Annotated in this window: 17 protein-coding genes; 13 read left to right on the forward strand and 4 right to left on the reverse strand. The window is 64.1% G+C overall.

Annotated elements, in window-relative coordinates:
- Positions 1–65: 65 nt before the first annotated feature.
- The 12 genes from AC07R1_RS26495 (at position 66) to AC07R1_RS26550 (ending at position 13,786) form a co-directional block, all read left to right on the forward strand.
- Positions 66–371, forward strand: coding sequence for a DUF3649 domain-containing protein (locus tag AC07R1_RS26495; RefSeq protein WP_053149073.1), 306 nt, complete (start codon positions 66–68; stop codon positions 369–371).
- Entirely contained in the window at positions 368–1,951 is a 1,584-nt protein-coding gene (locus AC07R1_RS26500; RefSeq protein ID WP_495111104.1) for a PepSY-associated TM helix domain-containing protein, read from the forward strand. The genes AC07R1_RS26495 and AC07R1_RS26500 overlap by 4 nt, the downstream gene beginning before the upstream one ends.
- A complete protein-coding gene (locus AC07R1_RS26505; RefSeq protein ID WP_047283981.1) occupies positions 1,952–2,278 on the forward strand; it encodes a DUF3325 domain-containing protein in 327 nt (108 codons plus the stop codon). It begins immediately after the preceding gene.
- Between the two features lie 11 nt (positions 2,279–2,289).
- On the forward strand, positions 2,290–2,868 hold the full coding sequence (locus AC07R1_RS26510; protein ID WP_495111105.1) for an RNA polymerase sigma factor: 579 nt from the start codon (positions 2,290–2,292) through the stop codon (positions 2,866–2,868).
- A complete protein-coding gene (locus AC07R1_RS26515) occupies positions 2,865–3,854 on the forward strand; it encodes a FecR family protein (RefSeq protein ID WP_161466214.1) in 990 nt (329 codons plus the stop codon). The genes AC07R1_RS26510 and AC07R1_RS26515 overlap by 4 nt, the downstream gene beginning before the upstream one ends.
- A gap of 168 nt (positions 3,855–4,022) precedes the next feature.
- Positions 4,023–4,430, forward strand: a complete 408-nt coding sequence (locus AC07R1_RS26520) for an ExbD/TolR family protein (RefSeq protein WP_011059344.1) — start codon at positions 4,023–4,025, stop codon at positions 4,428–4,430.
- Positions 4,431–4,434: 4 nt separating this feature from the next.
- Positions 4,435–5,202: an energy transducer TonB family protein gene (locus AC07R1_RS26525; protein WP_011059345.1), complete on the forward strand. Its 768-nt coding sequence runs from the start codon at positions 4,435–4,437 to the stop codon at positions 5,200–5,202.
- A 43-nt stretch (positions 5,203–5,245) separates the two neighbouring features.
- The gene (locus AC07R1_RS26530) at positions 5,246–7,486 is read left to right on the forward strand and encodes a TonB-dependent receptor family protein (RefSeq protein WP_019093373.1); all 2,241 of its coding nucleotides are present in this window, start codon (positions 5,246–5,248) and stop codon (positions 7,484–7,486) included.
- A gap of 28 nt (positions 7,487–7,514) precedes the next feature.
- Entirely contained in the window at positions 7,515–8,159 is a 645-nt protein-coding gene (locus AC07R1_RS26535; protein ID WP_011059347.1) for a MotA/TolQ/ExbB proton channel family protein, read from the forward strand.
- A 141-nt stretch (positions 8,160–8,300) separates the two neighbouring features.
- Positions 8,301–10,004 carry a bifunctional metallophosphatase/5'-nucleotidase gene (locus AC07R1_RS26540; RefSeq protein ID WP_011059348.1) on the forward strand — a complete coding sequence of 568 codons (1,704 nt, stop codon included), beginning with the start codon at positions 8,301–8,303 and terminating at the stop codon, positions 10,002–10,004.
- 297 nt (positions 10,005–10,301) lie between these two features.
- Positions 10,302–12,737: a TonB-dependent siderophore receptor gene (locus tag AC07R1_RS26545; RefSeq protein WP_015634217.1), complete on the forward strand. Its 2,436-nt coding sequence runs from the start codon at positions 10,302–10,304 to the stop codon at positions 12,735–12,737.
- Positions 12,737–13,786 carry a YncE family protein gene (locus AC07R1_RS26550; RefSeq protein WP_495111106.1) on the forward strand — a complete coding sequence of 350 codons (1,050 nt, stop codon included), beginning with the start codon at positions 12,737–12,739 and terminating at the stop codon, positions 13,784–13,786. The genes AC07R1_RS26545 and AC07R1_RS26550 overlap by 1 nt, the downstream gene beginning before the upstream one ends.
- Here the strand turns inward: AC07R1_RS26550 and AC07R1_RS26555 are convergent.
- The 3 genes from AC07R1_RS26555 to AC07R1_RS26565 form a co-directional block, all read right to left on the reverse strand.
- The gene (locus AC07R1_RS26555; RefSeq protein WP_019093376.1) at positions 13,783–14,610 is read right to left on the reverse strand and encodes an acid phosphatase; all 828 of its coding nucleotides are present in this window, start codon (positions 14,608–14,610) and stop codon (positions 13,783–13,785) included. The two genes, AC07R1_RS26550 and AC07R1_RS26555, sit on opposite strands and share 4 nt — an antisense overlap.
- Positions 14,611–14,661: 51 nt before the next feature.
- On the reverse strand, positions 14,662–15,936 hold the full coding sequence (locus AC07R1_RS26560) for an OprD family porin (protein WP_495111107.1): 1,275 nt from the start codon (positions 15,934–15,936) through the stop codon (positions 14,662–14,664).
- A 496-nt stretch (positions 15,937–16,432) separates the two neighbouring features.
- Complete coding sequence (locus tag AC07R1_RS26565) at positions 16,433–17,308, reverse strand: AraC family transcriptional regulator (RefSeq protein WP_194237183.1); 876 nt, start codon at positions 17,306–17,308, stop codon at positions 16,433–16,435.
- A 154-nt stretch (positions 17,309–17,462) separates the two neighbouring features.
- Here AC07R1_RS26565 and AC07R1_RS26570 point away from each other — a divergent pair, with 154 nt between their 5' ends.
- Positions 17,463–18,410, forward strand: a complete 948-nt coding sequence (locus AC07R1_RS26570) for a DMT family transporter (protein WP_015634221.1) — start codon at positions 17,463–17,465, stop codon at positions 18,408–18,410.
- Between the two features lie 89 nt (positions 18,411–18,499).
- Here AC07R1_RS26570 and AC07R1_RS26575 read toward each other — a convergent pair whose 3' ends face one another.
- Positions 18,500–19,474, reverse strand: a complete 975-nt coding sequence (locus AC07R1_RS26575) for a 2-hydroxyacid dehydrogenase (RefSeq protein ID WP_011059355.1) — start codon at positions 19,472–19,474, stop codon at positions 18,500–18,502.
- Positions 19,475–19,818: the final 344 nt, after the last annotated feature.

The raw sequence follows: 19,818 nt of genomic DNA on the forward strand, positions 1-19,818 counted from the left end.
GCCCGCCTACTTCCCCCGGCCGCCTGTGTGCTGTGCCGGACCTCCCCTCGCGTCAAGGTCGAAACATGAAAAGCAAGGCTGGCGGTCTTTCCGCTTCCTATCGTCTGGCGGTGGCTTCGCGGGTATTCGCCGCGGTGCTGGGGGGCTATCTGCTGGCGGCGCTGGGCAGTGTCTGCCTGACCTTGCTGCTGCCCCTGCCCAGGGCCGATGCCGTGGTCAGCGGAATGATGACGTCCTTCCTGTTCTATCTGGTGGCAGTGCTCTGGTGCTTTGCCTGTCGCAGTGCCTGGCAGGCCTGGCTGGGTCTGTTGCTGCCGAGCCTGGTGCTGGCGCTGGTCGCCGGCAGCGCCTACTGGGTGGCCCTGCTATGAAGGAAGGATTTCGCCAGTCCATGGCCTGGCTGCACACCTGGAGCGGGCTGCTGTTCGGCTGGTTGCTGTTTGCGATCTTCCTCACCGGGACCCTGTCCTACTTCAAGGATGAGATCACCCACTGGATGCAGCCGGAGGCGCCGGCCCGGGTCCTGAATGCCGATGCCAGCCTGGGGCTGGCCCAACGCTACCTGGAACGCCATGCCCAGGGCGCGCAACGCTGGTTCATCGGCCTGCCCGATGCCCGCCAGCCGAGCCTGTCGGTGGGCTGGCAGGCGCCCGGCAAACCCGGCGAGCGCGGTGCCTTCACCGAGAAACTGCTGGACCCGGCCACCGGCAGCGAAGTGCAGGTGCGCGACACCCGCGGCGGCGAGTTCTTCTACCGCTTCCACTTCCAGCTGCAGATGCCCTATCCCTGGGGCCGATGGCTGTCGACGATGGCAGCCATGGTGATGTTCGTGGCGCTGATCAGCGGCATCATCACCCACAAGAAAATCTTCAAGGACTTCTTCACCTTCCGCCCGCGCAAGGGCCAGCGCACCTGGCTCGACGGGCACAACGCGGTGGGCGTGCTGGTGCTGCCGTTTCACCTGATGATCACCTACAGCAGCCTGGTGATCTTCATGTACATGGTCATGCCGGCGAGCATCCTGGTGGCCTACAAAGGGGATTCCGATGCCTTCTTCGAGGACTTGCGGCCCGCTGCTGCCGCTGCCTCGGCCGCCGGGCAGAGTGCCCCGCTGGCCCCCCTCGAACCCATGCTGAAGCAGGCCCGGGAACGTTGGTCGGGCGGCCATGCGCAGCGCCTGGTAGTCAGTTACCCGGGGGACCTGAATGCCTCGGTGCAGGTGTTTCGCCATGAAGCCGACCGGGTGGCCCGGGATTTCGGCAGCCAAGTGGCGTTCAACGGCGTGACCGGCCAGCCGTTGCAGGCCTCTGCCGAGCAATCCCTGCCGCTGGCCATCGGCGGCAGCTTCTATGGCTTGCACATGGGTCGCTTCGCCGGGCCGGTGTTGCGCTGGCTGTACTTCCTCTGTGGGCTGGCCAGCACCGCGATGATCGGCACCGGGCTGGTGATCTGGCTGGGCAAGCGCCAGCTCAAGCATGCCAAGAGTGCCGCCCAGCCTTTCGAACTGCGCCTGGTGGAAGTGTTGAACATCGCCAGCATGGCTGGGCTGCTGCTGGCGGTGGCGGCGTTCTTCTGGGCCAACCGCCTGTTGCCCGCAGGCTTCGCCGAACGCGCCGACTGGGAGGTCAACAGCTTCTTCTGGGCCTGGGGCCTGAGCCTGTTGCACGCCTGCGTCCGCCCTGGCCGTCGCGCCTGGGTTGAACAACTGGGCCTTGGCGCCTTGCTGTTCGCCGGGGTGCCGGTGCTCAGCGTGCTCACCAGCCCGAGCCTGATGGATGGCTTCATGGTCCGGGGCGACTGGGCCATGGCGAGTTTCGACCTGGCGTGCCTGGGCAGTGGCCTGTTCCTGGCCTGGGCGGCGCGCAAGCTGCATCGCGCGGGGACCGCCGCCACAGCCACGCCCCGGGTGCCCCGGCAACGCCCGCCGGCTCCTGAAACCGAGGTGAATTGAATGCTCCTGGTGCTGTTGCTCTGTTATGCCGGTTTTACCGGCCTGTGCCTGTCCCTGGACCGGCATCACGGCGAGCTGCTCGGGCACAAGCCTTCGGCCCTGCGCCGCCACGGCCTGCGTCTGGGCGGCTGGATGCTGCTGGGCCTGTCGCTGGCAGCAGCAGTGCAGGGCACCGGCTGGAGCCTGGGGCTGGTGCAGTGGTGCGCGGTGCTGATGTTCAGCGCCTTGCTGCTGGTGCTGCTGTTGCCCTATCGGCCGCGCCTGGTGCTGACGATGGCGGGGGCCAGCCTGCTGGCCAGCCCGGTCGCGGCCCTGGCCCACTTCTGAGCGGACCGACGATGATGAGCACCCTGCCACCGGAGCCTGCCGAGGGGGATCACCCTGATCCGCAGGGCAGCCGTGCGCATTTTCTCCAGGTGTTCCTGTCCCAGCGTTCGCAGATGGAGGCCCTGGTCAGCCGCCGGGTCGGTTGCCGGGCTACCGCCGCCGACCTGGTGCAGGACCTGTTCCTGCGCTTCTGGCGCCGGCCCCTGGTGCAGGTCGAGGAACTCAGCACCTACCTGCTGCGTTGCGCCGGCAATATCGCCATCGACCACCTGCGCAGCGAGGGCGCGCGAGTGCGGGTCAATGAAGGCTGGCTGCCAGAGCAGCAGGACAACCAGGGCAGCGAGCCCCTGGCGGCGCTGGAAGCCGGCAAAGACTTGCGGCATGTCGAAGCGGCCCTGCGCAGCCTGCCGCAGCGCACCCGGCAGATCTTCCTGCTCAACCGCATCCACGGGCGCAAGTACGCCGAGATCGCCAAGGCCATGGGCTTGTCCCAAAGCGCCGTGGAAAAACATATGATGCGCGCCCTCGAAGCCTGCAAGGCCAGCCTGCGGGAAGCCCCGTGCACGCGCACGCCAAGGAATGCACCGTGAACCACCGCACGAGTATCTGCCCGACGCCCGCTCAGGAGCAGGCCGCGCTGGCCTGGCTGAGCCTGCTCCACGATCAGCCCAGCAGTGGCGACCAGGCCACCTTCAGCCAGTGGTTGCAGGCCGACCCCGCGCATATCGAGGCCTATGCCCAGGCCCAGGTGGTGTGGGAGCTGAGCGAGCAGCCGGCGCGCACCCTGGCCGATGAAGACGCCTTTGCCCTGCACGGCCTGCTGCGTTCCATGGATGCTGCCAGGGGCCGGGCCCGGCGGCGCTGGTCGGCGGGGCTGGCGCTGGCCGCCAGTGTATTGCTGGCGGTGGCCCTGGGCGCCGGCTGGCAGCCCGGGCGCTGGGTCGATGACCTGGGGGCCGACTACGTTTCCGCGCCGGGCCAGGTGCGCACCCTGATCCTGGCCGACCAGAGCCAGGTGACCCTGGATGCCGACAGCGCCATTGCCGTGGATTTCAGCCGCGGCGAGCGGCATGTGCAGCTGCGTCGCGGCGCCGGTTTCTTCAGCGTCAGCCACACCGGCGAGCCCTTTGTGGTGGACGCGCAAGAGGGGGAGGCGCGGGTGCTGGGCACCCAGTTCGAAGTGCGCCTGCAGCCGGGCGGGGCCCAGGTCACGGTGCTGTCCGGCCGGGTGGGGGTCACGCCGGCCAAGGGCGCGGCGCAGCAGGTGCTCGGCGCCGGGCAGCAAGTGGCCTACGGACATGGCGTTGCGGCCCCGCTGCACGCTGTCGACAGTGAGGCGCAACTGGCCTGGCGCCAGGGCTGGCTGAACTATTACCACGCGCCTCTGGCCGAGGTGGTGGACGACCTGCGGCGCTATTTCCCCGGGCGTATCCTGCTGCTCAACGATGAACTGGCGGCGCGGCGCATCAGTGGCAGTTTCTCCAGCAAGGACCCGCAGGTGGTCCTCGATTCACTGCAGGCGGTGCTCGGCTTCCAGCAGCATCGGGTGCTCGGGAGGTTCATCGTCCTGCGCTGAGAACCGCGTCCCAGAGCTCCCGAACATTCATCGTTATCACTCCGTTCTGTCACCAAACCGTTACATCAGACGGGGATGATCTGCGCATTCCTGAGCACATGGTCAGGATCGGCGAGGGTTGTGATTCAGCTCTCACAAGGGAGGGATAGCTGAAGCGGGAGCAAGACGATGCGCAGCTGGGATGTAGCTAAAAAGAAAAAAGCTCATATCGAGATCATTCCGATGATCGATGTGATGATGTTTCTGCTGGTGTTCTTCGTACTCATCAGCCTCAACGTGATCCCGGCCGTAGGGATCAAGACGCAGTTGCCGGTCGCCAGTACCGCGCAACAGTTGAAGCCGCAAAACAAGGCAGTGATTACCCTGGGTCTGCAAGAGCGCCTGCAACTCGATGGCCAGGACCTGGATGAAAGTGCATTGCTGGCGCAACTCAAAGTGTTGAACGACAGCAGTGAAAAGTTGGTGATCATTATCAACAGCGATCAGGGCGTGGAAGTTAAACGCCTGGTTTCGGTGATGGACTTGCTCAAGGGCAATGGCTTCTCTTCCGTCTCCATCGCTACACGCAAGTCCTGACGCCATGTTCAGTCTCTATAGAACTCGCAAGTTGCTTGCGTGCCTGCTGCCGGCTGGCCTGTTGCTGCTGGTGATCTATACCAGCCAGTTGCAGCAGTTGCAGATCAAGCCGGTGTATGACGAAAGCACCGTGGAAATCGCCCTGGTCGATGCCGCCGAACTGCTGGCGGCGGCCGAGCCACCACCGCCACCGCCTGAGCCGTTGCCCATCGAGCCCGAGCCGCCGCAGGTGGTGCCGGAGGAAGAACCGCTGGTGATCGAGCCGCCGAAACCCAAGCCGGTGGTCAAGCCCAAGCCGCCGGTGCCCAAGCCCATGGTGGCCAAGCCTGCGCCACCCAAGCCGGCCCCGGCCGTGGCCCAGAACGCCCCCACCGCGCCGCAGCCCGCAGTGGCCGCTGCGCCGAAACCGGTGGCCGCACCGGCTCCCGTACCTGCTCCGGCCACCGCGCCCGCGGCGCCCAGCAGTGCAATCAAGGAAAGTCTGTACACCGCCGCTTTGCGCAAGGAACTGGAAAAGCACAAGCAATACCCCAGCGGCCGCGAGGCCTCGCTGCAACGTCCCCAGGGCGATGTGGTGATCTGGCTGGAAGTCGATCGGGCCGGCAACGTGCTCGACAGTGGCATCGAAAACAAGGCGCCGAACATGTTGCTCAATCGCGCGGCGCAAACCAGTTTGCGCCGCGTGGAGAAAGTTTCGCCGTTTCCCTCGGACGCGTTCTCCGGCAAGAACAAGCAACGTTTTACCGCGACCTTTAGTTACAACGTGGAATAAACCCATCACCTATTAACGAAAGTTGTAAGCAAGGGATTGACCCGTGAAAATCAATAAACTTTATGCCCTGCTTCTGGCATCGGGCCTGGGCAGTTTTGCGCCACTGGTTTTGGCCGACGATACCGTGGACGTAGGTTCGGTGAACGTTGCCGGTAAACAGACCCTGGGCAACGGCCACATGATCAAGGAAGAAAGCGCCAAGGGCCGCTCCACCGTGACCAAGGAGGCCATGGATCAGATGGCCCCCACCGCCAACGCCGTGGACAAGCTCAAGTACACCCCGGGGATCAACGTTTCCAGCACCGACGCCTCGGGCCTGAGCGGCACCAACTTCACCATGCGCGGGATGAACTCCGACCAGGTCGGGCTCTCCGCCGACGGTTTCCCGATCAACGACTCGGGGGACTACAGCATCTACCCGAACCTGATGGGCGACCCGGAGAACTTCAGTGAAGTCTTCGTCACCCAGGGTTCGTCCGAAGCCGACGGCCCGCACATCGGTTCCAGCGGTGGCAACATCGGCCTGGTGACTGTGCGCCCGACCAAGGATTTCGGGGTGTTCGTCAAGCAGTCTGTGGGTTCCAACAACCTGCGCAAATCCTTTGCCCGCCTCAACACCGGCGAGCTTGGGGGCTTCAAGACCTGGGTCTCGGCGTCCCATACCGAAGGTGACAAGTGGAAGGGCAAGGGCACCCTGCGGGCCGACAAGATCGAGTGGAACACCCTGTTCGAAGACGGCAACGGCAACTCCACCAACGCCATCGTCAAATACAACCTGCAGGAAAACTACAACTACAACAGCGTCAGCAAGTCCCAGTTCCAGACCCAGGGCCGGCGCCTGGACTACTCGGAAAGCACCGTGTTCAAGAACGGTAGCGTGTCCCAGTCCTACAAGCTCAACCGCAACCCCTTCGAAAGCGTGACCGCCTCGGTGACCCAGCGCTTCCAGCTGCGCGACGACCTGAGCCTGACCTTCAACCCGTACTACGTCTGGTCCAACGGCGGCAGCTTCAGCGGCCAGACCGCCACCACCTTGTCCAGCACCTCCAGCCGGGCCGGCAACTATGACCTGAGCGGGCTGCCCAGCGGCACCTACTACCGGCCTTCGTGGACCGAGACCTGGCGCCCCGGCATGACCACCAAGCTCAAGTGGGACCTCAACGAAGAGCACAGCCTGGACGTCGGCTACTGGTACGAGCGCGCCCGCCAGCGCCAGACCCAGCCCTTCATCGGCATCAAGGGCAACGGCGCTCCGGAAAACGTCTGGGGCGACTACAACGGCTCCGACCAACTGGTGGACCGCAATGGCGCGACGGTCCAGGGCCGCCACCAGTACACCGTGACCCCGGCGCAGAAACTCTGGGTGCAGGACACCTGGCAGGCGACCCCGGACCTGACCCTCACCGGGGCCCTGGCCTACCAGTACGTTGAGCGCGATGGCAACAACCTGGGCAGCCTCACCGACAAGCCGGAAAAACGCGACGCCAAGTACCACGAGTTCCTGCCCAGCTTCAACGCCAAGTACCAGGTGGACCCGAACAACCAGGCGTTCTACAACGTCACCCGCAACATGCGCACGCCGCCCAACTACGTGCTGTACAACAAGGGTGATTCCATCAGCCTGAAGCCCGAGCTGAGCTGGAACCAGGAACTGGGCTGGCGCTACAGCGAGGAGAACATGGCCCTGAGCGCGACCCTGTTCTACATCACCTTCAAGGACCGGCAGATCTCCACCACCGACCTCAATGGCGACTACGTCGTGGCCAACGTCGGCGAAGTGAAGAACCGTGGCCTTGAGCTGGAGTGGAGCGGCCGCTTGCCGCACAACTTCAACTACTACGCCTCGTACACCTACACCAAGTCCGAGCAGATGGATGACCTGACCAACAAGAACGTGCTGCTGCCGACGTCCGGCAAACAGCTGACCAACGTTCCGGAAAACATGTTCAACCTGAGCCTGGGCTACGACGATTCGCTCTACTACGGCAACGTGGTGGGCAAGTACGTCGGCGCCTTCTACGGCGACCTGACCAACGACGAGAAGATCTCCGGACGCACCGTGTTCGACCTCAATGCCGGTATCCACCTGCCGGTGGACAAGAAGGTGCTGAAGTCCGCGACCCTGCGCTTCTCGATGCTCAACGTGTTCGACAAGGAATACCTGGCGTCGGTACGCACCGTGTCTTTCAACTCGGTAAGGACCAATGGCCTGGCGCCAAGCACCGCCTATTACAACGTGGGTGAAGAACGCACCGCGATGGTCTCCCTGGAAGCTGCGTTCTGATTCGATTCAGGCACAAGAGGAAATGACGATGGACATGAATCTGCTGCACGACATCACCTTCTACACCATGTACGGCGCTGCCGCGATTGCCGCCTTCATCGCGGTGGAGCGGGGCATCTACTTCAGCTTCAGCCTGCGCCAGGCGAAGAAACTGGAGACCGTGCTCAACCCGAAGATGCACAGCGTCGACGATCTGCCCGCCCCGCTGCGCGAGCGCAACAGCCTGCCCCTGGAAATGGTCGCCGAGCTGTTTGCCCACAAGCAGGGGCTGGCCAGCCACAAGGACCTGGAAGACCTCAGCGAGTCGATCTACATCGCCACCCGCAGCAAGCTGATGCATGGCCTGTGGCTGCTGGAAACCGTGGTTACCGCTGCGCCCTTGCTGGGCCTCTTGGGCACCATCCTGGGGATCATCGACACCTTCAAGGCCCTGGCCGAGACCGGCGTCAGCGACCCGGGCGAAGTGTCCAAGGGCATCGGCACCGCGCTGTATGCCACGGCCCTGGGGATCGCCATTGCCCTGGGCAGCATGATCTTCCACAACCACTTCCAGGACCGGGTCGAGCGCATCACCGACCACCTGAAGATCCTGCTGCTGCGCGCCGGCATGGGCACCGCGCTGAAGGCCCCGCCAGCACCCCAGGTGGTCCACGGCAGCCTGCAACCTGCCTGATGACCTGACCTGTAGCCGCTGCCGCTGCCGCGGGCACGGGCTGCGATCGACGGCGAAGCCGGCGCTGTTCCCAGCGCTGTTCTCTGTCTGATCGGCCTGCGCCAGCGGCTTTTTTTCGCTGATCTACCAAGGATTTCTTTCATGTCCCGTCTTCGTCCCATGCCCCGGATGCTGGGGGCACTGACCCTGGCCCTGGTCACCCTGGCCGGTTGCAGCTCGCTGTCTGAACCGCCGCAACCGGTGGCGGTGAACATCGTCGCCATCAACGATCTGCACGGCTACCTGCAAGCCAACCCCTTCAGCTACAAGGACCCCCAGGCCCCGGGCGGCGTGCGCAAGCTTGCGGCCGGCGGCATCGCTACCCTGGGCGGCATGCTTGCCCAACTGCGCCAGCAGGATCCGCAACTGCTGTTCATCGGCGCCGGCGACCTGGTGGGCGGCAGCCCGCCGCTGTCGGCCATGTGGGCCGACGAGCCGACCCTGGACGCCCTGCGCCAGATGGGCATGAAACTCAGCGCCATCGGCAATCACGAACTGGACAACGGCAAGGCCGAGTTCCTGCGCCAGCTCAATGGCGGCTGCCAGTCGTCGCGGCCGGACAAGGCCTGCCAGTTCCGCCCGAACTACCCCGGCAGCGGCTTCCCCTACCTGGCGGCCAACCTGCTGGACAGCGACACCGGCAAGCCGTTGCTGCCGGCCTACCGCATCGAAGAGGTGCGCGGGGTCAAGGTGGCCTTTGTCGGTGCGGTGCTGCGGGACGTGGCCTCGGTGGTCAGCGCCAAGGGCATGCGCGGTTTGCAGGTGGCCGACGAAGCCGAATCCATCAACAAGCTGATCCCCGAACTCAATGCCCAGGGTGTCAACGCCATCGTCGCCGTGGTGCACCAGGGCGGCTCGACCCCGGAGCCGTTCGACAAGCAGGACTGCTCGCAGCTCGGCGGCGATATCGTCGACGTGGCCAAGCGCCTGGACCCGGCGGTGGACGTGCTGATCAGCGCCCACTCGCACCAGGGCTACCTGTGCAAGGTCGGGCCGCTGCTGGTGACCCAGGGCAATTCCTACGGCCACCTGCTGACCCACCTGACCCTGCAAGTGACCCCGGGCCAGCACCGGGTGGCGAGCATCCAGGCCCTCAACCTGCTGGCCGATCCGGCCCGTTATCCACAGGACCCGGCCCTGGCGCAGTTGCAACAGGAGGTCGAGGCCCGTAGCAACCAGGTGCTGCTCAAGCCGGTGGGGGCGATTGCCGCCTCGCCGATTGCCCGGCGGGCCGACGCGGCCGGGGAAATGCCCATCGGTGACCTGATTGCCGACGCGCATCTGGCCGGCGGCCGGGCCAATGGCGCACAGATCGCCTTCATGAACACCGGCGGCATTCGCAGCGACCTGGCCCTGGAGCCCGGGCAGACCCGGGTCAACTACGGGCAACTGGCGACCTTGCAGCCGTTCAACAACAACCTGATCGCTTTCGACCTCACGGGCCGGCAGATCGAACAGGTGCTCAACCAGCAATGGAAGGGCGCGGACGATGCCAACATCCTGCAAGTGTCCCAGGGCTTCACCTATCGCTGGGACCCCAAGCGCCCGCCGGACAGCCGTGTCGTCCCCGGCAGCGTGCGCCTCAACGGCAAGCCGCTGCAGGCCGGCGCGAACTACCGGCTGGTGATGAACGGCTTCCTGGCCGATGGCGGCGACCGCTTCAGCCTGTTCAAGAGCGGCCTGAACCGCAGCGACCTGGGGGTCAGCGACCTGGAGGCGATGCTGCACTACCTCAAGGACATGGACCAGCAGGGCAAGCCCGTGGGCTCCAGCACCAGTGCCGGGCGCATCCAGCGATCCCTGTAACGAGCGCTGTAGCCGCTGCCGAGCCTGCGAGGCTGCGAAAAGGTCCGCAGGGCCTTGCTTGACGGTCTCCCGTCAAACCTCCTGCGGCCTCACGAGCGCCTCGATCTTCGTCGGAGTGCCGCCCAGCCCGATCGCAGCCTGCGGCACTGGCTACAGGGGATGCATCGGGCGGGGGCGTTTTCGCCGCCCTGAAAATATTTTCAAAAAAATGCTGAGGTCTTTGCCTACGACATACGTGTAGTGCTTGAAAGTGCGACTAATTCGCATTCACGGTGCTTTTACACACGAGTCTCCAGCATGAAGTCCAGGGCAAATTCGGCGGTAAACGGTTCGGTCAAACGGTGGTTCGGCGCTTCGGCGCTGGTGGTTTCGGGGTTGGCCCTGCTGCCCCTGAGCGTGGCATTGGCGGCCCAGGCCGGCAGCGAGCAGCACAGTGCGCTGTTCAACTTCGCCATCGCGGCCAAGCCGCTACCCCAGGCCCTGAGCGATTTCACCCGGGTCACCGGGATCAGCGTGGTCTACACCGACGAGGCGCCCTACAACCTCAAGGCCCCGGCCGTCACCGGCCAGCTCAGTGCCGAGCAGGCCTTGCAGCGTCTCTTGGGCAATTCCGGTTTCACCTATCGCCGCAGCGACGCCCATACCCTGGTTCTCGAACCCCTGCCCCAAGGTGCCGGGCTGAACCTGGGGACTTCCAGCATCACCACCCAGGGTGTCGACGAAAGCACCAGCTACCAGCCGCCGGCCACCACCTCGGTGGCCCGCTCCCAGGCGCTGAACCAGGAAATCCCGCAGATCATCAACGTGATCCCGGCCCAGGTGCTGCGCGACCAGACCCCGCGCAACCTGGATGACGCCCTGAAGAACGTCAGTGGCATCACCCAGACCAACACCCTGGGCGGCACTCAGGACGCGGTGCTGCTGCGCGGCTTCGGCGACAACCGCAACGGCTCGATCATGCGCGACAGCATGCCGGTGGTGCAGGGCCGTGCCCTGAACGCCACGGCCGAGCGCGTGGAAGTGATCAAGGGCCCGTCTTCCCTGCTCTATGGCATCCAGGACCCGGGCGGGGTGATCAATATCGTCAGCAAGAAACCCGAGTTGCAGCAGTCCACGGCCCTGACCGTGCGCGGCTCGACCTACGGCTCGGGCAAGAACGGCAGCGGCGGCAGCCTGGACACCACCGGGCCGCTGGGGGATTCCGGGCTGGCCTACCGGCTGGTCGTGGACCACGAAGACGAAGACTACTGGCGCAACTTCGGCACCCACCGCGAATCCCTGGTGGCGCCGTCCCTGGCCTGGTACGGCGAGCGCACCAAGGTGCTGCTGGCCTATGAGCATCGCGAATTCCTGACCCCGTTCGACCGCGGCACGGCCATCGACCCCAAGACCAACCACCCGCTGGACATCCCGGCCACCCGGCGCCTGGACGAGCCATTCAACAACATGGAAGGGCGTTCGGATCTGTATCGTTTCGAGGTCGATCACGAGCTCAGCGACGACTGGAAGGCCCACTTCGGCTACAGCTGGAACCGTGAAACCTACGACGCCAGCCAGGTGCGCCTGACTGCGGTGAACGCCAACGGCACCCTGACCCGGACCATGGACGGTACCAAGAATGCCCTGACCACCGACCGCTATGCCACCGTCAGCCTGGAAGGCAAGGTGCAACTGGGCGGGATGCAGCACGACCTGGTGTTCGGCCTGGACGACGAGTACCGCAAGATCTACCGCGCCGACCTGATCCGCGGCAAGAACACCAGTTTCAACTACCTCAACCCGGTGTACGGCCAGCAAGTGGCGGGGACCAACGTCAGCGCCCCGGACAGCGACCAGACCGACCTGCTGCGCAGTGACTCGCTGTTCTTCCAGGATGCCATCCACCTCACCGACCAATGGATCCTGGTGGGCGGCGGGCGTTTCCAGGAATACGACCAGTACGCGGGCAAGGGCCGGCCGTTCCACGCCAATACCGACAGCAACGGGCAGAAGTTCGTGCCCCGCGCCGGCCTGGTGTACCGCTACACCGACCAGCTGTCGTTCTACGGCAGCTACACCGAGTCGTTCAAACCCAACTCCAGCATTGCCCAGCTGGCCGGCGGCAGCGTGGTGCTGGACGGCTCCATCGCACCGGAAGAAGCCAAGTCCTGGGAACTGGGGGCCAAGCTCGACATTCCAGGGCGCATCACCGCCAGTGCGGCGTTGTTCGACATCACCAAGCGCAACGTGCTGGTGACCACCGCCACGGCCTCCGAGACTGTCACCAGCGTGGCCGGTGAAGTGCATTCCCAGGGCCTGGAGCTGGACCTGACCGGGCAGCTCACCGACCAGTGGAGCCTGATCGGCAGCTACGCCTACACCGACGCCGAAGTGACCAAGGACACCCAGTACAAGGGCAAGCAACTGCAGAACGTGGCCAAGAACACCGGCTCGCTGTCGGCCGTCTACGACTTCGGCAGCCTGATCGGCGGTGACCGCCTGCGGGTCGGCGCCGGTGCCCGTTATGTCGGTGAGCGCGCCGGGGATGCGCCCAACAGCTTCGACCTGCCGGGCTACACCGTGGCCGATGCCTTCGCCACCTACGACACCAAGGTCGAAGGGCAGAAGGTCAAGTTTCAGCTCAACGTGAAGAACCTGTTCGACAAGACCTACTACACCTCCTCGGTGAGCAAGTACTTCGTGTCCCTGGGGGACGCTCGCCAAGTGTCGCTCTCCAGCACCCTGGAGTTCTGATGAAAGCCCTGGCCCTGAGTGTGCTCCTGGCGTTCTGTGGCATGGCCCAGGCGGCCGCGCCGGCGGATGAGCGCCTGTACCACCGCGAACAGCAAGTGCAGCTGCCGGGTTCCGGCAGCAGTTGGGGCTTCATCGCCCTGGACCCGACCCGGCCCTACCTGTTCCTGGCCCGCCGGGAAAACGGCCTGAGCGTGTTCGATGTGGACAAGCAGCGCCCGGTGCGCACCCTCGAACAGTCCCGGGGCGCCAATGGTGTGGTGTTGGTACCGGAGCTGGACCGCCTGCTGGTGCTCAACACCGACGGCAGCCTGGGGGTGGTGGAGTTATCCACATTCAAGCCGCTCAAGCGCATCACCGTGACCCAGAGCAACCTCAACAGCGCGGTGTACGAGCCGCACACCGGGCAGGTGATCATTGTCAGCGGGCGCCGGGCCGACCGTTCCACCCTGTTCGTCTTCGATCCCAAAGAAGAGCGCATCACCGCCGCCCATGAGCTGGCGGTGAAGAAGATCGACCCGTTGCTGCTCAAGGGCGATGGCAGTTTCTTTCTGCCGATGCGCGATGAGGGCATCGTCGCGCGGTTGTCCTCCAGCAGTTTCAAGGTCCTGGACCGCTGGCAGTATCCCGACTGCCCGCGGCCCAGTGCCCTGGCCCAGGATGAACAACGGGGGCGGTTGTTCGTCGCTTGCCGTGGTGAGCGGCCAGTGCTGCTGGTGCTCGACCGCGACAACGGTGCGCTGAAGGCCAGCCTGCCGATCACCCGGGACGTCAACGCCCTGGCCTACGACCCGCAGGCCCAGCGCTTGCTGATCGCCAGCGGGGTGGACGCCAACCTCAGCGTCGTCGCCCAGCTCGATGCCGACCGCTACCAGCTCCTGGGTAGCGTCAGCACCCAGCCCATGGCCTACAACATGGCGTTCGACCCGCGTACCCGGCGGGTCTACCTGGCGGCAATGGACTTCACCCAACCGGCCGCGAGCCCGGCTGAACCCAAGCCGGACCCGCTGTTTCATGCCAATACCTTCAAGGTTCTCACCCTGGCACCCTAGTCGGCGTCAAGTGCCAGGGCCTGCGCTTGCGCTGCACAGTCAGCGCCGGCGGTCAGGCCCTGGGCCCGAACGGCCAGCAACTCTTGCCGGGCGACGGCGAAATCGGCCTGGAAGGTCGGGTCGGCGTGCAAGCGTGCCACGGTGGTCGCGCCTATTTCACGGCCTTCACGGATATCGCTGTACCAGTGCACGTTGCACACCATGCGGCTTTGCGAGTAGGCCCGGCCGCGGGCCCAGAGCGCATTGCCGTGCTCGGGGGACAGTTCGCTCAGCAACAGCGCCCAGGCCCAGCCGATTGCGCTGTGGCCCGATGGGTAGGAACCATCTGCGGCCAGTTTCGCCTCGTCTTCCGGGGTGCAGCTGGGTTGCTGGTTGTAGACGAAGGGCCGGGTGCGCTGGTAGCGCTTCTTTGCGCTGTAGGTGGCCAGCCCGGCGTCGGCCAGGGTCCGCCGCAGGACTCTGTACAGCGTAGGTGTCAGCTGTTCGCTGATCGGGGCATTCAGGGCACAGGAGAATGTCTGCGCGGCGGCAGGGAACTTCAGGTTGGCATCGCTGACGGCCAACTCCCAGCGTTTGCTGCCCCGCAAGGCCTGGTTTTTCTCGGCCATGCTCTGGTCCAGAGCGAAGGCTGGGGTCCCCACCGCAGGAGGGGGCGGCAACAGCGACAGACTGTCGGGCAGATCCTGCTGTTTCAGATAACCGATCAAGTAACCCGGTCGGAACTCCGGGACGCTTTGCGCTTGCAGGGGCTGTTTCGCCGCGACCGGGTTGAACAGGCTTAAAAACAACAGGCTGGCCAAACTTTTCGATAATAGACGTTGCATGGAGATAGTCCTCTAGGCATTTGATCCGTTACATCGGTTCTGGTGGTCTGCTTACTTGATATTCCAGGTGTAGTTGAACATCAGTCGCGTATCATCAGTGTCGCGAATGAAGTTCTTGGCGTAGTTGGAGCGATAGAGCGCACTGCGCAGGCGTACACTTAAGTTCTTCAGCGGGCCTTGTTGCACGACATAACGCAATTCATTATCCAGCTCCCATGACTTGCCAATTCTTTGGCTGCCGGTTATCTCGGCATGGCTGCCGGATATATAGCGGCTATTGATAGTCAGGCCCGGCAAGCCCAGGTTGGCAAAGTCATAGCCATAACGAAGTGCCCAGGAGCGCTCCTTGGCATTGGCGAAGTCACCCAGTACGGATAAGTTGATCAAGTTGGCATCGGTACCCAGGATGTTGGCATAACCGGTGTCCCCCAACATTCGCTGATAAGTCAGGCCAAGGCTGTGGCCTTTATAGGCATAGCCGAGCAACCCCTGCAGGGCGCGGTTGTCGATCTTGCCGCCTTTGGCATTGCCATAGTCGTTCATCAGGCTCAAGCGCAGATCGCTGCTGAACGTCCCCGCTCCCCAGGGGCTCTTGTTGACCAGGGTGAAGACCTGCTGGCGGTAGATATCCTGCAGCTGGGCGACATGCACGCGAGCCAGCCATTGCTTGCGGAACCGATAGTCGAGGCCCGCCATGTCGAAGTGTTCCGCGGTGGCCCCCAGTTTCTCGAAGCGCCGGTTCAAGGGGCTCAGGGTCAGCGGTGTGTACTGCGTGGCGTTGCGCTGCAGGACCCGGCTCAGACGCCCGGCGGTAAACTCCAGGTCTTCGATTTCATTGGAGGTCAGCAGCCCGCCTTCGAACATCTGCGCAAACAGGCGGCCGTCATTGGGTCTGAGTGTCGGCAGTACCGGCGGTACCAGGGTTCCGAACTTGAACAGGGTCTTGCTGGTCTTGAGCTTGCCGGCCAGGGCCAGTTTCGAATAGTCATCCTCTGCCCGGCCATTGCGTGCCACCTTCAACAGCCCGGTGCCGGTCCGGCCAGGAGCGGAATCCAGCTTGATCCCGAGCATGCCGATGGCGTCGGCACCGACGCCGAGGCTGCCTTCGGTGAACCCCGAATCCAGGCGCAAGAGGAAACCTTGCGCCCATTCTTCACGGGTAGGGGCAGTGCCTTCGCGGTAGTCCCGATTGAAGTAGTAGTTGCGCAGTTCCAGGCGTGCGCTGCTGTCCTCGAGCAGTTCGGCTTTTACCGGAATGGCCAGTATCGAGGCACACAGCAGGGGCGAGTGTCTGACCCATTGCCGTGGCAAACTTTGTGAAAGCATTTCATCGTCCTCTGTTTTTGTTGTTTTGGAGTAAGGCGATTAACGGCTTAGTTGTTGCTGGTTTGTTCAAGGACCCAATGGTTGAAGGTTGGATTGCCTCAGGGGTGTGGTGAAAGTTGTGTGTCAATTGTTGTGGGCAAGAGTCTGCCGGGTATTTCAGGTAATTGGCTCCTGTAAGGGGGTGGGTATTTATGGAATGCCTGGCACTCAAGGTTCGAAGACTAAGTTGAAGCTGGGCTTAAACAATAATCATCAGCTCCATGAATGAAGTGATAAATAAAATATTAAAATAATTACCTGGTTATGTTCTTGAGTGTCATATAAGAACTTGCCGGGCGTGATCTTTCTGAGAGAGATATGTAGGGGGTTTTTAATTGGCTTGTAAGAATTGTCTTATTTAAGTAAGGAACTTTAACCGTTCACTGACTCAGGCGTGTCAGCCTGGGCTTTGGCATAAGAAGGAGCATGCAGAGGCGGGTTTTGGGTAACCCTGGCCTCAGCGCAGGAACGCCAGGCGGTAGTCTCCCGGCGTGCCCCCCAGGGCGTGCCGGAAGCGATTGCTGAAGTGGCTGGCACTGGCAAAACCACAGGCCAGTGCAATGTCGCCCAGAGGCTGGGCGGTGGTGCGCAGCAGGTGCCGGGCCCGGCTCAGGCGTCGGGCTAGCAGGTATTGGTGGGGCGGCAGGCCGAAGCTTGCACGGAACATGCGGGCGAAGTGGTATTCGGAGAGGGCGCACAACCCCGCCAGCTGGCCCAGGCTCAGGGGCGCGTCCAGCTGGCTGTCGATGTAGTCCACCAGCAGCCGTCGCTGGTGTGCGGCCAGCCCGCCCTTGAGCCGGGCCCCCTGGCGCTGGCCCACTTGATTGAGCAGGGCATGGCTGAGCATCTCGTGGGCCAGGCTGCTGGTCAGCAGGCGCTCGCCGGGTTCGTCCCAGTTCAGGCGGACCAACTGCGCAAAGCGCTGGGTCTGCTCGGGGTCGTCGAGAAAGGTGCTTTCGCGCAGTTGCAGTTCCCGGGGCTCGCGATCCAGCAGGGTGACGCAGCCCAGGGCGAACTGCTCCGGGCTGAAGTACAGATGGGCCAGGCGAATATCACCGTTGATCACCCAGGCCGACTGGTGCTCGGCGGGCAGGATGCACAACTTGCCCGGGCCGCCCTTGCTGCCCGGCTGGTCGCGGCGGAAGGTGCCGGTGCCGCCGGCCAGGTAGCAGGACAGGGTGTGATGGCTGGGGGCCTCGTACTCCTGGGCGTCGTGATGGTTGCTCCACAAGGCTGCGGACAAGCCGTCACCGAGCTCGGCGCTGTGCTCCAGGCGAGCATTGGGCGAGCGGTTCAGGGCTTGGAAGACTTGCAGGGTATCCAGTGCGTGCATGGTGGGGCGTCAACATGGGTGCGGCTGCCGGTGTTCTGCATGCTACTCCGTAGCCCGTGGGCTGCCAGCCCCGGGCGGATAAAAAGCGCAAGTTTGTGCAAGCGCGCAAGGCCGGCGGGGCGTGACACTGCACTCCTGACAAAGGAGTCGCGCCATGAACCTATCGCTGTACCTGTTGACCGTGCTGATCTGGGGCACCACCTGGATCGCCCTGAAACTGCAACTGGGGGTGGTGGCGATTCCGGTGTCCATCGTCTATCGCTTCGCCCTGGCGGCCCTGGTGCTGTTCGTCCTGTTGCTGCTCAGCCGCAAGCTGCAGCCGATGAACCGTCGTGGTCACCTGATCTGCCTGGCCCAGGGCCTGTGCCTGTTCTGCATCAACTTCATGTGCTTTTTGCACGCCAGCCAATGGATTCCCAGTGGCCTGGTAGCGGTGGTGTTTTCCACCGCTACCCTGTGGAACGCCCTGAATGCGCGGGTGTTCTTCGGCCAGAAGATCGCTCGCAACGTGCTGCTGGGCGGCGGCCTGGGGCTGCTGGGGCTGGGGCTGCTGTTCTGGCCGGAGCTGGTGGGCCACAGTGCCAGCCCGCAAACCCTGCTGGGCCTGGGCTTGGCCCTGCTGGGCACCTTGTGCTTCTCGGCGGGCAACATGCTGTCCAGCCTGCAGCAAAAAGCCGGACTCAAGCCGTTGACCACCAATGCCTGGGGCATGGCCTACGGCGCGACGATGCTGGCGGTGTATTGCCTGTTCCAGGGCATCGCCTTCGATGTGGAGTGGAGCACCCGCTACATCGGCTCATTGCTGTACCTGGTGATTCCGGGCTCGGTCATCGGCTTTACCGCCTACTTGACCCTGGTGGGGCGCATGGGCCCGGAGCGCGCGGCTTACTGCACCGTGCTGTTCCCGGTAGTGGCGTTGAACGTCTCGGCCTTTGTCGAAGGCTACCAATGGACCGCCCCGGCGCTGGCCGGGCTGGTGCTGGTGATGCTGGGCAACGTCCTGGTGTTCCGTAAACCCAAGGCTGTGCCTGCCTCTGTAGCCGCTGCCGAGCTTGCGAGGCTGCGAACGGCGGCGCAGCCGTCGCAAAACCGGGCGACCTGATTCTGCCGGGCTATCGCTGAAGGTCCTGCGGACCTTTTCGCAGCCTCGCAGGCTTGGCAGCGGCTACAGAGGGGATAGGCCGTGGGTGGTCAGCCCTTCCATACCTGCGGGTTGACCAGGTCCTGCGGCCGCTCACCCAGCAGGGCACTGCGCAGGTTGCTCATGGCGCGCGCGGCCATGGCGTCGCGGGTTTCATGGGTGGCCGAGCCAATGTGCGGCAAGGTCACTGCGTTCTTCAGCTGGAACAGCGGCGACTCCGCCAGCGGTTCCTTCTCGTACACATCCAGGCCGGCGCCACGGATCTGGCCCTTCTGCAAGGCTTCGATCAGCGCCGGTTCATCCACCACCGGCCCGCGGGAAATGTTCACCAGGATTGCACTGGGCTTCATCAGCGCCAGTTCGCGGTGGCTGATCAGGTGCTTGGTCTTTTCGCTCAACGGCACCACCAGGCAGACGAAATCCGCCTCCGCCAGCAGTTGCTCCAGGCTGCGAAACTGCGCCCCCAGCTCCTGCTCCAGGGCCGCCTTGCGGCTGTTGCCGCTGTAGAGGATCGGCATGCCGAAGCCCAGGCGCCCACGGCGGGCGATGGCCGCGCCAATGTTGCCCATGCCGACGATGCCCAGGGTCTTGCCGTGCACGTCGCAGCCGAACAGCGCCGGGCCGACGCTGGCCTGCCATTGCCCGGCCTTGGTCCAGGCGTCCAGCTCGGCCACTCGGCGGGCGCTGCTCATGAGCAGGGCGAAGGCCAGGTCGGCGGTGCTTTCGGTGAGCACGTCCGGGGTGTTGGTGAGCATCAGCCCGCGTTCGTTGAAGTAGGCCAGGTCGTAGTTGTCGTAGCCCACCGAGATGCTCGACACCACTTCCAGGCGCGCGGCGTTTTCCAGCTGCGCACGGCCCAGCTTGCGGCCGACACCGATCAGGCCGTGGGCCTGGGGCAGGGCTTCATTGAATTGCGCGGCGATGTCCCCGTGCTTGGGGTTGGGCACTATGACCTCGAAATCCTGTTGCAGGCGTTCGGTCATCTCGGGGGTGATGCGGCTGAAGGCAAGTACAGTCTTTTTCATCGCGCGAAGGCTCGTCAGGCGGGGAGAATGCCAAGCAAGCTAACATTTTTGCCGCCGCCACCAAAGCACCCCGCCACGAGCCTGCATGTGTAGGAGCTGGCTTACCAGCGAAGGCGGCATCCAGGTTTGCACAGGACGTGCGGGCCTCTTCGCCGGCAAGCCGGCTCCTACGGGGGATGGGCCGGCGTTTGGGGGAGGGGCGTACATCGTGTAGGAGCTGGCTTGCCAGCGAAGGCGGCATCCAGGTTTGCACAGGATGTGCGGGCTTCTTCGCCGGCAAGCCGGCTCCTACGGGGGATGGGCCGGCGTTTGGGGGAGGGGCGTACATCGTGTAGGAGCTGGCT

Source organism: Pseudomonas sp. GW821-FHT07F01 (assembly GCF_059418825.1).

Bases quoted from the DNA above. Each gene is read 5' to 3' on its own strand.
- AC07R1_RS26495 (WP_053149073.1), top strand. From the start codon at position 66: ATGAAAAGCAAGGCTGGCGGTCTTTCCGCTTCCTATCGTCTGGCGGTG.
- AC07R1_RS26500 (WP_495111104.1), top strand. From the start codon at position 368: ATGAAGGAAGGATTTCGCCAGTCCATGGCCTGGCTGCACACCTGGAGC.
- AC07R1_RS26505 (WP_047283981.1), top strand. From the start codon at position 1,952: ATGCTCCTGGTGCTGTTGCTCTGTTATGCCGGTTTTACCGGCCTGTGC.
- AC07R1_RS26510 (WP_495111105.1), top strand. From the start codon at position 2,290: ATGATGAGCACCCTGCCACCGGAGCCTGCCGAGGGGGATCACCCTGAT.
- AC07R1_RS26520 (WP_011059344.1), top strand. From the start codon at position 4,023: ATGCGCAGCTGGGATGTAGCTAAAAAGAAAAAAGCTCATATCGAGATC.
- AC07R1_RS26525 (WP_011059345.1), top strand. From the start codon at position 4,435: ATGTTCAGTCTCTATAGAACTCGCAAGTTGCTTGCGTGCCTGCTGCCG.
- AC07R1_RS26535 (WP_011059347.1), top strand. From the start codon at position 7,515: ATGGACATGAATCTGCTGCACGACATCACCTTCTACACCATGTACGGC.
- AC07R1_RS26540 (WP_011059348.1), top strand. From the start codon at position 8,301: ATGTCCCGTCTTCGTCCCATGCCCCGGATGCTGGGGGCACTGACCCTG.
- AC07R1_RS26545 (WP_015634217.1), top strand. From the start codon at position 10,302: ATGAAGTCCAGGGCAAATTCGGCGGTAAACGGTTCGGTCAAACGGTGG.
- AC07R1_RS26550 (WP_495111106.1), top strand. From the start codon at position 12,737: ATGAAAGCCCTGGCCCTGAGTGTGCTCCTGGCGTTCTGTGGCATGGCC.
- AC07R1_RS26555 (WP_019093376.1), bottom strand. From the start codon at position 14,610: ATGCAACGTCTATTATCGAAAAGTTTGGCCAGCCTGTTGTTTTTAAGC.
- AC07R1_RS26560 (WP_495111107.1), bottom strand. From the start codon at position 15,936: ATGCTTTCACAAAGTTTGCCACGGCAATGGGTCAGACACTCGCCCCTG.
- AC07R1_RS26565 (WP_194237183.1), bottom strand. From the start codon at position 17,308: ATGCACGCACTGGATACCCTGCAAGTCTTCCAAGCCCTGAACCGCTCG.
- AC07R1_RS26570 (WP_015634221.1), top strand. From the start codon at position 17,463: ATGAACCTATCGCTGTACCTGTTGACCGTGCTGATCTGGGGCACCACC.
- AC07R1_RS26575 (WP_011059355.1), bottom strand. From the start codon at position 19,474: ATGAAAAAGACTGTACTTGCCTTCAGCCGCATCACCCCCGAGATGACC.